The sequence below is a fragment of the Amycolatopsis pithecellobii genome (assembly GCF_009707865.1).
GTDB classification, from domain to species: domain Bacteria; phylum Actinomycetota; class Actinomycetes; order Mycobacteriales; family Pseudonocardiaceae; genus Amycolatopsis_E; species Amycolatopsis_E pithecellobii.
On the sequence record NZ_WMBA01000080.1, the window covers coordinates 1 to 12,624 of the forward strand.

11 protein-coding genes and 1 riboswitch are annotated in these 12,624 nt (G+C 68.6%); of the genes, 8 read left to right on the forward strand and 3 right to left on the reverse strand.

Translation table 11 applies throughout. The features are described from left to right. Positions 1–136: 136 nt before the first annotated feature. Positions 137–2,242 carry a RecQ family ATP-dependent DNA helicase gene (locus GKO32_RS33500; protein ID WP_312869007.1) on the reverse strand — a complete coding sequence of 702 codons (2,106 nt, stop codon included), beginning with the start codon at positions 2,240–2,242 and terminating at the stop codon, positions 137–139. 136 nt (positions 2,243–2,378) lie between these two features. Between GKO32_RS33500 and nadD the strand changes: the two genes are divergently transcribed. From nadD to GKO32_RS33535, 7 genes are all read left to right on the forward strand, one after another. Continuing rightward, entirely contained in the window at positions 2,379–2,972 is a 594-nt protein-coding gene (gene nadD, locus GKO32_RS33505; protein WP_154760930.1) for a nicotinate-nucleotide adenylyltransferase, read from the forward strand. Between the two features lie 86 nt (positions 2,973–3,058). Next, positions 3,059–3,439 carry a ribosome silencing factor gene (rsfS, locus tag GKO32_RS33510; RefSeq protein ID WP_312869008.1) on the forward strand — a complete coding sequence of 127 codons (381 nt, stop codon included), beginning with the start codon at positions 3,059–3,061 and terminating at the stop codon, positions 3,437–3,439. After that, positions 3,436–4,047, forward strand: coding sequence for a histidine phosphatase family protein (locus tag GKO32_RS33515; RefSeq protein ID WP_312869009.1), 612 nt, complete (start codon positions 3,436–3,438; stop codon positions 4,045–4,047). The genes rsfS and GKO32_RS33515 overlap by 4 nt, the downstream gene beginning before the upstream one ends. A gap of 2 nt (positions 4,048–4,049) precedes the next feature. Beyond that, positions 4,050–4,772 (forward strand): diglucosylglycerate octanoyltransferase, encoded by a 723-nt coding sequence (gene octT, locus GKO32_RS33520; protein WP_312869010.1) that lies wholly within the window; start codon positions 4,050–4,052, stop codon positions 4,770–4,772. A 9-nt stretch (positions 4,773–4,781) separates the two neighbouring features. Then, positions 4,782–5,639: a DegV family protein gene (locus GKO32_RS33525; protein ID WP_312869011.1), complete on the forward strand. Its 858-nt coding sequence runs from the start codon at positions 4,782–4,784 to the stop codon at positions 5,637–5,639. A 243-nt stretch (positions 5,640–5,882) separates the two neighbouring features. After that, positions 5,883–6,623, forward strand: a complete 741-nt coding sequence (locus tag GKO32_RS33530) for a ComEA family DNA-binding protein (protein WP_154760932.1) — start codon at positions 5,883–5,885, stop codon at positions 6,621–6,623. Next, positions 6,623–8,989 carry a ComEC/Rec2 family competence protein gene (locus GKO32_RS33535; protein ID WP_154760933.1) on the forward strand — a complete coding sequence of 789 codons (2,367 nt, stop codon included), beginning with the start codon at positions 6,623–6,625 and terminating at the stop codon, positions 8,987–8,989. The genes GKO32_RS33530 and GKO32_RS33535 overlap by 1 nt, the downstream gene beginning before the upstream one ends. 2 nt (positions 8,990–8,991) lie before the next feature. Here GKO32_RS33535 and thrC read toward each other — a convergent pair whose 3' ends face one another. Then, complete coding sequence (thrC, locus tag GKO32_RS33540; RefSeq protein ID WP_154760934.1) at positions 8,992–10,251, reverse strand: threonine synthase; 1,260 nt, start codon at positions 10,249–10,251, stop codon at positions 8,992–8,994. A gap of 12 nt (positions 10,252–10,263) precedes the next feature. Next, positions 10,264–10,396, reverse strand: a riboswitch (SAM riboswitch). Positions 10,397–10,508: 112 nt separating this feature from the next. Here thrC and holA point away from each other — a divergent pair. After that, a complete protein-coding gene (gene holA, locus GKO32_RS33545; RefSeq protein ID WP_312869012.1) occupies positions 10,509–11,489 on the forward strand; it encodes a DNA polymerase III subunit delta in 981 nt (326 codons plus the stop codon). Between the two features lie 147 nt (positions 11,490–11,636). Here the strand turns inward: holA and GKO32_RS33550 are convergent, their stop codons facing one another. Then, positions 11,637–12,533 (reverse strand): aldo/keto reductase family oxidoreductase, encoded by an 897-nt coding sequence (locus tag GKO32_RS33550; RefSeq protein ID WP_154760936.1) that lies wholly within the window; start codon positions 12,531–12,533, stop codon positions 11,637–11,639. Between the last annotated feature and the right edge of the window lie 91 nt (positions 12,534–12,624).

Sequence of the window (12,624 nt, forward strand, 5' to 3'; positions counted from 1 at the left end):
GCCCTCCCAGCCCGAAACCGAATACCGCGAGACATGACCGTGATGGCTCCCACAACTCCAACCACCACCACAGCCACACCGCACTCGACGGCCACCCACCCGCGAGCCGTGTGCCTAACCTCTGGCGGCACGACACCTAGGTTGTTGCCGCGAGTGCGAACGGGAGGACCGCGGGCGCACCTCCTTTCCGTAGCAGCCGTGTGGCCATTGTCATCGTCCAGCCCGAGTCCACGACGTCATCCACCAGTAGCACCGGACCATCCACAGTGGACAACTCCGCGGCCAGGTAGTCGGGCACGGCGAGGTGGTGCCACAGATCCGCCACCCGCTGCGCACTGTTCGCCCGTCGGGGCGGCGGACCGGGCGCCGAGAGTGTGCCGAGGAACTTCAACCGTCCGATTTCGGACAGGCGTGTCGCGAGACTGTGTGTGAGCTGTGGTCGTCTGCTCGATGGCAACGCCACCACCGCCACCGGCCGTCGCGCCCAGTCCCACGCCGCGAGGACCGAGACGCATGCCTGGAACACCGGCGCCGGTACTTCGCCGTCGGGCGCCGTCGCGCCGACCAGTCCTCGTAACCGGCTGCCCCAGCCGATATCCGTGAGCCGCCCGAGCGTTCGCCCCGGTTCGGCTCGTTCGTCTGTCGCGATCCGGCCTGACAGCGGCACATCGAGCGTGCGAAGCCCGGTCGGCCACTGCCGTCGCGGACCCAGCTCCACACCCGGACGATCCAACCGGGTGTTCGTCTCCGCCACCACGTCCGCGGAAATCGCCGTTTTCCGGTGCTGCCCGGTGCAGTTGTCACACCTTCCGCACGGTTGCGCGTACGGATCGTCCAGCTGGCGCAACAAGAACTCCATCCGGCAACCCGTCGTCGCCTGATACTCGATCATCGCTTGCTGCTCCGTGCTGCGAGCTTCGCTCACCCGTCCATAGCGGCCGGAGTCGTACTCCCAGCTCGCACCGGTCGACTCCCAGCCGCCACGGACCCGCCGCACCGCGCCGTCGACGTCAAGCACCTTGAGAACCATTTCCAGTCGCGTGCGAGACAGCTCCACCAGCGGTTCCAGCGCCGCTGTCGAAAGTGGACGGTCGGCCGAGGCGAGTGCGTCCAGTACCTCGGTAACCCGCCGCTCGTCGGGGAAGGCCAGCGAACTGAAATAGTTCCAGATCTCGCGATCTTCAGTGCCAGGCAACAGGATCACCTCGGCATGGCGTACCCCACGCCCGGCACGTCCGACCTGTTGGTAGTAGGCGATCGGCGAGGACGGCGCACCCAGATGCACGACGAAACCCAGATCCGGCTTGTCGAATCCCATGCCCAGCGCCGACGTGGCGACCAGTGCCTTGACCCGGTTGGCCAGCAGATCGTCCTCTGCCGCCTCGCGCTCGGCCGGGTCCGTCTTGCCGGTGTATGCCGCGACTTCGTACCCACGCTCGCGCAGGAACCCGGCCACGTCGTGCGCCGCCGCGACGGTGAGCGTGTAGATGATGCCCGAACCGGGCAACTCGCCCAGCTGCTCGGCGAGCCAGGCAATGCGCGCCTGCGGCGTCGGCAGTGCGGCGACTGAAAGATGCAGGCTTTCCCGATCGAGCGGACCACGCAGCACCAGTGTGTCCGCGCCATTGCCGAGTCCGAGCTGCTCGGCCACATCGGTCACCACCCGGTCGTTCGCGGTAGCTGTGGTCGCCAGCACCGGGACCGCATCCGGCAGATCCGCCAGCAGCGTGCGCAGCCGCCGGTAGTCGGGCCGGAAATCGTGCCCCCAGTCGGAAATGCAATGTGCCTCGTCGACCACCAGCAGGCCCGCACTGGCGGTCAGTTTGGGTAGCACCGCATCCCGGAAATCGGGATTGTTGAGCCGTTCCGGGCTCACGAGCAACACGTCGAGCTCGCCGTCGGTGACCCGGGCCTGCACTTCGTCCCACTCCTGGGAGTTCGCGGAGTTGATCGTCGCCGCGGCGATCCCGGCCCTGGCGGCGGCCGTGATCTGGTTGCGCATCAACGCAAGCAGCGGAGAAATGATCACCGTCGGACCGGCGCCGCGTGCCCGGAGCAGCGCCGTCGCCAGGAAGTACACCGCCGATTTGCCCCAGCCGGTGCGCTGCACGACGAGCGCTCGCCGGCGTTCAGCGACCAGCGCTTGGATGGCGGTCCACTGATCTTCGCGCAGTGTCGCGCCGTCACCGGCCAGCGCCCGTAACAGCGAATCGGCTTGTTCGCGTAGTTCCTGGATGTTCACGAGTTCACGTCTACCGCATGGGTCCGACAATGGCTCCTCGAAAACTGCATGACTGGCCCACTCATGCAGTCCTGTGAGGATGAACACGGGGGTCATCGGGTCCACCTGCCCGCGGGCGGCTCTATACGCTGCAGTTATGTCACCACGGCGTCTCGGGGTCATGGGCGGAACCTTCGACCCCATTCATCACGGCCACCTCGTCGCGGCGAGCGAGGTCCAGTCCAGGTTCGGCCTCGACGAAGTGATTTTCGTGCCCACCGGGCAGCCGTGGCAGAAAACCGGCCGCCTCGTCACCCGCGCCGAGGACCGCTACCTCATGACGGTGATCGCGACGGCGTCCAACCCCGTGTTCTCGGTCAGCCGCGTCGACATCGACCGCGGCGGCGAGACCTTCACCGTCGACACACTGCGGGATCTGCATCAGGAGTACCCCGAGGACGAGCTGTTCTTCATCACCGGCGCCGACGCGCTCGAACAGATCCTCACCTGGCACAACGCCGACGAGGTGTTCACGTACGCTCATTTCATCGGCGTCACGCGACCCGGTTACCGGCTCAACGATCACCATCTGCCCAGCGGGAAGGTGAGCCTGGTCGAGGTGACCGCGATGGCGATCTCGTCCACCGGATGCCGTGAGCGCGTCGAAAACAGCGAGCCGATCTGGTATCTCGTGCCCGACGGGGTGGTGCGGTACATCGACAAACGCAGGCTCTACCGCAAACCGGAATGAGCCGTTGAAAGCCGCCGTCAGCCGGGCGCCTTGCCTGCCAGGTACCCTCGGTGAGCCGACAGATGCCCAGCCGTGAGGGAGCAGGAGTGCCAGCGACGTCCCGAGCACGTGAGATGGCAACCGTGGCCGCCCATGCGGCGGCCGACAAAAAGGCCACTGATGTCGTGGTGCTGGACGTCTCGGAACAGCTGGTGATCACCGACATCTTCGTGATCGCCTCGGCGCCGAACGAACGCCAGGTGGGCGCCATCGTCGACGAGGTCGAGGAGAAGCTGCGCCTCGCCGGTCACAAGCCGGTGCGCCGCGAAGGCGCCCGCGAGGGGCGCTGGGTGCTGCTCGACTACGTCGATGTCGTGGTGCACGTCCAGCATGACGAGGAGCGTTCGTTCTACGGCCTGGAACGGTTGTGGAAGGACTGCCCGCGTATCGAGATTCCCGACTTGACCGAGGCCGGGGAAGCACGGTGAGCTTGCGGCGGCTGGTGCTCTGGCGCCACGGGGAGACCGACTACAACGCCGCCGGCCGGATGCAGGGGCACCTCGACTCGGCGCTCACCGAGGTCGGCTGGAACCAGGCACGGTTCGCCGTCCCCGCACTCGCGAGGTTCGAGCCCGACCTGGTGATCGCCTCCGACCTGCGCCGCGCCACGGACACCGCCACGGTGCTGACCGAGGCGATCGGCGTGCCCCTGCGCATTGACAAACGTTTGCGCGAGACGCATCTCGGCGAATGGCAGGGGATGACCGGGCCCGAGGTCGACGCCGGCTGGCCGGGGGAGCGGTTCCGGTGGCGGGACGACGCGACCTGGGCCCCGCCTGGCGGTGAGACTCGCGTCGAGGTTGCCGCAAGGGCAAGTGAAGTCGTCAACGACCTGCTCGACGACGCCGAGCACCGGCAGACCGTGCTGCTCGCGGCGCACGGCGGGCTCATCACGGCGCTCACCGCGAGCCTGCTGGGGCTGCCGGTCACGGCCTGGCCACAGCTGGGCGGCATCGGCAACTGTCACTGGGTGGAGCTCGGCCGGCGCGACGACGTCTGGCGGCTGGGCGCCTACAACGCGGGCATGTACGGCTGACCGTGCCGCGCCTGCTGGTCTTCGGCGACTCACTGAGCTTTCACGGCCCCGACGGTCCCCGTGCCGCCGATGAGCCGCGGTTGTGGCCCAACGTCGCGGCCATGGCCCTTGGTGGAAGCGCGGACCTGGTGGCCGGTGCCGGCTGGACAGCACGCGACATGTGGTGGTCGCTTATCGGTGACCCGCGCGTCTGGGCGGATCTGCATCAGGTCGACGCGGTCGTGCTGGCGATCGGCAGCATGGACACGTTGCCTTCGCCGCTGCCCACTTACCTGCGGACCGGCCTGCGTTATCTCCGCCCGGACGGCCTCCGCCACGTCACCCGCAAGGCTTATCTTGCCGTTCAGCCGCGACTGGCCGTGGCCTTGCGCGGCCGCCCGACCGTGCTCCCGTCGAAACTGACGGTCCATTATCTCGACACAGCGGTCAAGGCTCTGCGGATCCTCCGGCCGACGCTGCCGATCGTCGGCGTCCTGCCGAGCGTGCACCGCGCGGACTCCTACGGGCGGGTGCACACGGCCCGTGATGGCGCTGCCGCGGCGATGGCCGCGTGGGCACGGCGTGCCGAGGTGCCGCTGCTCGACCTGCCCGCGCTCGTGGCCGACCACGTGCTCAGCGGCCGCGGCAATCCGGACGGGATGCACTGGGGCTGGGAAGCGCATGCGTCGGTGGGCAAGGCGATGGCCGCGGTGCTCACCCCGCTGTTGGGCCCGGACTCCCCGTAGGCTTGCGCCGTGCCGGTCGCCGTGATCACCGACTCCACCGCCCATCTGCCCGAGGGCTTCGCCGAGCGGTTCGCCATCCGGGTGGTGCCGCTGCATGTCCTCATCGACGGCGAGACGGCGCTCGACGGTGTCGACGTCGGGCCGGCGTCGCTCGCGGAAGCGTTGGCGCAGCGGCGAATCGTGACGACGTCGAGGCCCACGCCGGGAGAGTTCGCGTCGGTTTTCCGTGCGGCGCTGGACGAGGGGGCCGACGCGGTGGTGTCCTTACACCTGTCGAGCGAGATATCGGGCACCTGGGAGTCGGCGGTGCTGGCCGCTCAGGAGGTCGGGCCGGACGTCGTGCGGGTGGTCGATTCACGTGGTACGGCGATGGGACTCGGTTTCGCCGCTCTGCATGCCGCCGCCGCGGCCTCCTCTGGTGCGGCACCCGAGGATGTCGAGCGGGCCGCGATGGCAGCGGTGCGTTGTTCGAAGACGGTATTCGTCGTGGAAACGCTCGAATACCTGCGGCGGGGCGGGCGCATCGGCGCGGCCGCGGCGTTGCTGGGCACCGCGCTGGCGGTGAAACCGTTGCTGCACATCGAAGACGGACGGATCGAACCATTGGAGAAGGTCCGGACCATGCATCGCGCGATGGCACGACTGGTGGATCTCGCGGAGGAGGCCGCGCAGGGGGAGGCGGTGGAGGTCGCGGTGCATCATCTCGCTTCGGCTGAGCGGGCTGCGGAGCTGGCGAACCAGTTGGAGGAGCGCGTCCGCGTCCCTGAGGGCTGTGTGGTGTCCGAACTCGGCGCGGTGATCGGGGCACACACCGGTCCGGGGGTGATCGGTGTGGTCGTGCAACGGCATCCGGTTGGTCTTTCCTGAGTACTTTCCCGGCTCAACGGTGTCAAGGGCGTTGACCAAGTCCTCGTCGCGCGATTTCGGCGTTCGCTCGCGCGGAATCCCTTTCGCTCTCCTGTTTTCCCCGCGTGTGCTGGGTGTTTTTGCCTTGCCGCCGCCCATCGTCTTCGCCCTCCGGTGCGCCAACTTGTCCACAGGACCCCACTTATCCACACCCGCCGCAATTTCCCCTGGCCAACCCAGAACGCCCCCAATAGCGTCGATCGCATGTTCGAACAAACATTTCCCCAAGCACCCCCGGCCCGTCACCGCCTCCGTCAGCTCGCCGCGCAAGCGCTGACGGCGGGCCGTACCACACCGCTTACGGGCAGGCTCGTCGAACGCTGGGCGCCGCCAGCCCTGACCCGCAGCCCGACCCGCCTACGGCTCACAGCCGTGCTCGCCGCGCTGGCCGTTGTGGTGGTCCTGATCGGCGGCTCCGTCCTGCTTCTCGGCGGCGGGCCACCGGCGGAACGAGCGCCGCTGCTCCCAGCTGCCCGGGAGACGCCGTCGGCGATCGCGGCGCCCGCAAAACTCGCCGACAGCTCCCTCGTGATCAGCGTTGTCGGGAAGGTCCGGTCTCCGGGATTGGTGACCGTCCCGAGTGGCGCTCGCGTGGCCGACGCCCTGGGTGCCGCGGGTGGCGCCCTCGACGGCACCGACCTCACATCGCTCAACCTCGCCAGGAAACTCGCCGACGGGGAGCAGCTCAACGTCGGCGTCCCGGCAGCGCCGGATGTGGCGCGTGCCGACGGCCCTCCCACACCTGGAAACCCCGCCAAGCTCAACCTGAACACCGCCTCTGTCGAACAACTCGATGCGCTCCCGGGCGTCGGAGCGGTCACCGCACAACGCATTCTCGACTGGCGAACGCAGCACGGCACGTTCACGTCGGTGGACCAGCTGCAAGAGGTCGACGGCATCGGTCCGGCGAAGTTCGCGCGGCTGCGTGACCTGGTGACCGTCTGATGCCGGCCGGCGCCGAAACCGCGGCACAGCAGGATTTCCGGCTGGTTCCCTCGGCGCTGGTGCTCTGGCTCGGTGTGCTGGCCGGGCTCCTCCTGCATTGGTGGGTCGCGGTGGTGACCGGTTTGGCCGCCGCGGCTTCGGCGTCATTTCTGCTGTGGCGGTGGCGGGCGGTGCGCCCCAGGTGGTTCGCCGGTGCTTGTGCGTTGCTGATGGCCGGGCTGCTTCTGGCGGTTCCACTGACGGTCCGGTTGTTTCAGGCCCAGCACGACCCACTGTCCACTTTGGCCGACCATGACGCGACGGCGACCTTGCGTGTCACCGTGGACGAGCGTCCGAAGCCGATCGAGTCCGCCGGTTACGCCGGTCAGCAAGCAGGAGCCCGTTCGGTTGTGGTCGCGGCGACAGTCGTTCGGGCCGAGGCCGCAGGGCAACCGGTTGCCACGACAGGGCGGGTGGTGCTGTTGGCGCCGTTCCAGTCATGGTCGAAGTTGCTACCGGGACAGGACGTGACAGCCACGGGTTCCCTGGCCCCACCCCGTGACGCCGATCTGACCGTGGCCGTGGTCTATGTCCGGGGTCCGCCTGTTGCCACGACGAAGCCATCCTGGTGGCAAGGCGCAGCCGAATCGACCCGGCAGGCGCTGAGGCAGGCCTGCTCGGTGCTGTCCGAGGACGCGGCCGGGTTGTTGCCCGGACTGGTCGTCGGTGACACCAGTGGTGTGCCGGCACAGATTCAGCGCGAGTTCAAGGACGCCGGGTTGTCACATCTGATGGCGGTCAGCGGCAGCAATCTCGCGGTGGTGGCCGGCGCGGTCCTGTTGCTCCTTCGTGCCTTGAGGCTCGGGCCACGGCTGTCGGCCACCATGGCGGGATTGGCACTCGTCGGCTTCGTCGTGCTCACCGGTGGTGAGCCGAGTGTCCTCCGCGCGGGCGTCATGGGCGCGGTCGGCCTGCTGGCCTTGGCGCTGGGGCGAAAACGGTCGGTCGTGCCCGCCCTGGCGGCTGCCGTATGCGTCCTTGTGGTCTGTGACCCGGCTATGGCGGTGAATTTCGGTTTCGCGCTGTCGGTGCTTGCCACCGCGGGACTGGTACTGCTGGCTCCACGCTGGGTCGAAACCATGACCACCCGGGGTGTGCCGCCCGGTCTCGCCGAAGGGTTGGCCATTCCACTCGCGGCCTTCCTGGTGACGGCACCGGTCATCGCGGGGATGGCGGGCCGGATCAGCGTTGTGTCGATCGCGGCCAACGTGCTGGCTGCTCCGGTGGTCGCCCCGGCAACGGTACTGGGGGTGGTGACCGCCGTACTGGCCACTTTCTGGCCGGCCGCGGCCCACCTGTCCGCGTTTGCCGCGGGACCAGAGGCGGAGTGGCTACTGGTGGTCGCTCGGCATGCGTCTCGCGTTCCGGGCGCGGTGGTGCCGTGGCCGGATGGGTGGTGGGGTGGGCTGCTGGCCCTGCTCGCGGTGATCGTGCTGGTTGTCGTGTTCCGGCGGCCACGGTTGCGAATGGGGGTGGCGCTCGCGCTGGTGTGCGTGCTGCTGATTGTTGTGCCGGCACGGGTGATCGCGCCGGGTTGGCCGCCGGCCGGGTGGGCGATGGTCGCGTGTGACGTCGGTCAGGGTGACGCCGAGGTGCTGTCCACGGCGGAAGCCGGGCGCGCGATCGTCGTGGATACCGGTCCCGAGCCTGGTCCGGTCGACCAATGCCTGTCCCGGTTGGACGTCGACCGGGTGCCGCTCGTGGTGTTGAGCCACCTGCACGCCGACCACATCAGTGGCCTGGATTCCGTGTTCGACGGCAGGTCCGTCGGCGCGGTCGCCGTCGGGCCGGGCCGGATGCCGGTGTGGGCGTGGCGGCAGGTCGCGCAAGTCGCGGCACGGCACGGTGTGCCGCTGCTCGAACTGGAACTCGGTCAGCGACTCGACTGGCCCGGACTGTCCATGGAGGTGATCGGACCGCGATACGTCAGCGCCAGGCAGGACGATGACGGCGCGGACGGAACGAACATCAACAACGCCTCGATCGTGTTGCGTGCTTTCACGCCTGCCGGGCGTGTCCTGCTCACCGGCGACGTCGAACTGCTCGCGCAGGGCGATCTACTCGACAGCGCAACGGACCTCCACGCGGAGGTGCTGAAAGTGCCACACCACGGAAGCCGGTTCTCCAATCCGCGTTTCCTGGCTTCGGTGGCGCCGCGGCTCGCGCTCATCAGCGTCGGTGCGGGCAACAGCTACGGCCACCCGAGCAAGTCCACTGTGGACACGCTCGTCGCGGGTGGTGCTTTGGTCACCCGCACCGACACCGACGGAGACACGGCGGTCATCGCCGAGAAGGGAGAACCGGCGGTGGTGCGTAAGGGAAAGTGAGCTCAGCTCTCGAGCGCGCGGCGGACAGCATCCGCTGTCGGCGGGACCGTCGCTTTCGGACCGACCCTGCCTTCGATCGCATCGAGCGTTTTCAGACCGTCACCGGTGATCAGCAGGACGGTCTCGGCCTCCGGGTCGAGCTTGCCGGTCTCGATGAGCTTCTTCGTTGTGGCCACGGTGACGCCACCGGCGGTCTCAGTGAAGATGCCTTCGGTGCGAGCCAGCAGGCGGATGCCCTCGACGATCTCCTCGTCGGAGACGTCCTCGATGGCGCCGCCGGTGCGGTTGACGGTGTCCAGGACGTACGGGCCGTCCGCGGGGTTGCCGATGGCCAGCGAACGGGCAATGGTGTCCGGCTTGACCGGCTGGACCACGTCCTGGCCGTTACGGAAGGCGGTCGAGACAGGGGAGCAGCCGGTGGCCTGTGCGCCGAACACCTTGTACGGCGTCTCCTCGATGAGGCCGAGCTTGCCGAACTCGCGGAAACCCTTGTCCACCTTGGTCAGCTGCGAACCCGAGGCGATCGGCACGACGATCTGCTCCGGCAGCCGCCAGCCCAGCTGCTCGGCGACCTCGAAGGCGAGCGTCTTCGAACCCTCCGAGTAGTACGGCCGCACGTTGACGTTCACGAACGCCCACGACTCGTTCTCGGCGGCAAGCTGCGTGGCGAGGCGGTTCACGTCGTCGTAGTTGCCGTCGACGGCGATCAAATTCCCGTCGTACACGGCGGTGGTGAGGATCTTGGCGCGTTCGAGAGAGGAGGGAATGAGTACAACCGACTGCCAGCCGGCGCGGGCTGCCGCAGCGGCGGTGGCGTTGGCCAGGTTGCCCGTCGAGGGGCAGGCAAGAGTGTCGAAGCCGAACTCGCGGGCCGCGGCGAGCGCGACAGCGACCACGCGGTCCTTGAACGAGTGGGTGGGGTTGCCGGTGTCGTCCTTGACCCAGACTCGTTTCAGGCCAAGGGCCTTGGCGAGCCGGTCCGCGCGCACCAGCCTGGTACAGCCGGGCTCGGTGTTGGGGACCTCTTCGACGTTCGAGGGAACCGGCAGCAGCTTCTTGTACCGCCAGATGTTGCGCGGGCCGGCCTCGATGTCCTCACGGCGGACCCTGCCGAAGTCGTAGGCGACCTCGAGTGGCGAGAAGTCCTCGGCGGAGACGAACTCGGGGGCCAGCGGCTGGCGGTGGCCTTCCTCCTTGGAGACGAGCTCCACGGCCGGGCCGAGGTCCAGGGTGCGCTTGGTCGAGCTGAGGGCTGCAGTCATCGCGAGGTCCTTTCCTCATCTGTCCCGCTTATGCGGGCCGGAATTGGCACCGTGATCGTCAGCTACCTCGCGGGATCGAGATGACAGGCTGACGCCGGTTGCCGGGGCTTCATCGGGCCGTTCCCTCTGCCCCTCTGGATGAGCGGTATTCAGTTGTCGACGTGCCACCAAGAGCAACGTCCCTGTAACAACATACGACACGCGTCGCGGGCGACGCCATGCCCCTGCGGGCTTCGTCACCGTGGCAGGATCGTGGAGTGACCGCGCCCGCCACCACCACGTCGCCATTGCACCTCGTGCTGGGCGAGGAAGAGCTGCTCGTCGAGCGGGCCGTGCGAGCCGCGCTCGATTCCGCGCGGCTGGTCGATCCGGCGGCCGACCTGACCCGGGTGCGCGTGCCGGAGATCACCGTTCCGGCGCTCGCCGAGCTGGTGAGCCCGTCGCTGTTCAGCGAGGGGCGGGTCATCGTGCTCGACGCCGCGCAGGACATTTCGCAGGAACTTGCCGACGCGGTCCTGTCGTACGTGAAGTCGCCGGCGGATGGCGTCGTGCTCGTCGTCGTGCACAGCGGCGGCGGCCGGAGCAAGGCGGCGAAGGCGTTGCCCGCGGCGTTGCGCAAAGCCGGCGCGCAGGTCACCGACTGCCCCAAGATCACCAAACCCGCCGAGCGGGAAGCGTTCGTGCGTAACGAGATCCGGCAGGCGGGTGGCCGGATCGACGCGGCGGCGGTCGCCGCGCTCATCGACGCGGTCGGCTCGAACCTGCGGGAACTCGCATCCGCCGCGGCGCAGCTCGTCGCCGACTCGGGTGGCAAAGTCGATCAGGATGCCGTGCGGCGGTATCACCGTGGCCGCGCCGATGTGACCGGCTTCGCGGTGGCGGAAAACGCCGTCGCCGGTGACCGTTCCGCTGCGCTCGAGTCGATGCGGTGGGCCGAGCAGATCGGCGTGCCGCACGTCCTGGTGGCTGACGCACTCGCGGACGCGGTCCGGACCATTGCACGGGTTTCGGCCGCGGGGCGCGGAAACCCGAACCAGATGGCGGGCGCGCTGGGGATGCCGCCATGGAAGATCCGTAAGGCACAAGGTCAGGCGCGCGGCTGGGGTGCCGCCGGTCTGAACAAGGCGATGGCGATCGTGGCCAGGGTCAACGCCGAAGTCAAAGGCGCGGCCGCCGATCCGGCCTACGCGCTGGAACGGGCGATCCTCGACCTGGCCGATGCCCGCGACCTGCGCTGACCCGGGACCTACGCCGACCTGCGAACGGCGGCTCCCCATACCCAGTGCTCAGGCCACGATCGCGCGCTGGTTATGTGTCGCAGACTAGGGAATGGCTGCGTGAGCCAATCGCCGACGGGAGCGGATGTCGGTGCCTGGACCCGCAGGTCACCCGGCAACGCTGTGCCCGGAGCCGATCTTGTCCAGCTCCGCCAGGTCGTCATCGGAGAGACGGGTTCCCGCGCCGGCGACGTTCTCGGTCAGGTGCGCCACCGACGAGGTGCCGGGGATGAGCAGGATGTTCGGCGATCGCTGCAGCAGCCAGGCCAGGGCGACCGACATCGGTGTGGTGTCCAGCCGCGACGCGACAGCCGATAGTGCCGAGGACTGCAGCGGGCTGAAACCACCAAGCGGGAAGAAAGGCACGTAGGCGATGTCCTTGCCCGCGAGCTCGTCGATCAGCTGGTCGTCGTGCCGGTGAGCGAGGTTGTACATGTTCTGCACGCACACGATCGGCGCGATCGCCTGGGCTTCGGCGACCTGGTCCCTGGTGGCGTTGGAAACGCCGAGGTGCCGGATCAAGCCCTGTCGCTGGAGCTCGACCAGCGCACCGAACGCCTCGGCGAGTGAACCGGGCTGCGGGCCCTGAGCGTCACCGAGCCGGAGGTTGACCAGGTCGAGCCGCTCGAGGCCGAGGGTTTCCAGGTTCTCGTGGACAGCGCGGCGCAGATCCGCGGGCCGCCGGGCGGGCGGCCAGCCGCCCTGCTCGTCGCGGCGCGCGCCGACCTTGGTCACGATGTGCAGCGACTCGGGGTAGGGGTGCAGCGCCTCGCGGATCAGCTCGTTGGTGACGCGCGGGCCGTAGGCGCCGGAGGTGTCGATGTGGGTGATGCCGAGGTCGACGGCCTTGCGCAGGACGGCAATCGCGCCGTCGTGGTCGGCGGGCGGGCCCATGACCCCGGGTCCGGCCAGCTGCATGGCGCCGTAGCCGAAGCGGGTGACGGTCAGCTCGCCCAGGGACCAGGTGCCACCGGGCAGGGGAACAGCGGGTTTGTCAGTGCTCATGCCGTCGATCGTCGCTCGCGGCGGGTGCGCAGGCCAAGATCGATCCGGTGAGCTGTGATACTTGGGAGGTATCACCACGGAGCTACGCTGT

Bases quoted from the DNA above. Each gene is read 5' to 3' on its own strand.
- nadD (WP_154760930.1), top strand. From the start codon at position 2,379: ATGTCACCACGGCGTCTCGGGGTCATGGGCGGAACCTTCGACCCCATT.
- GKO32_RS33535 (WP_154760933.1), top strand. From the start codon at position 6,623: ATGCCGGCCGGCGCCGAAACCGCGGCACAGCAGGATTTCCGGCTGGTT.
- GKO32_RS33550 (WP_154760936.1), bottom strand. From the start codon at position 12,533: ATGAGCACTGACAAACCCGCTGTTCCCCTGCCCGGTGGCACCTGGTCC.
- GKO32_RS33530 (WP_154760932.1), top strand. From the start codon at position 5,883: ATGTTCGAACAAACATTTCCCCAAGCACCCCCGGCCCGTCACCGCCTC.
- thrC (WP_154760934.1), bottom strand. From the start codon at position 10,251: ATGACTGCAGCCCTCAGCTCGACCAAGCGCACCCTGGACCTCGGCCCG.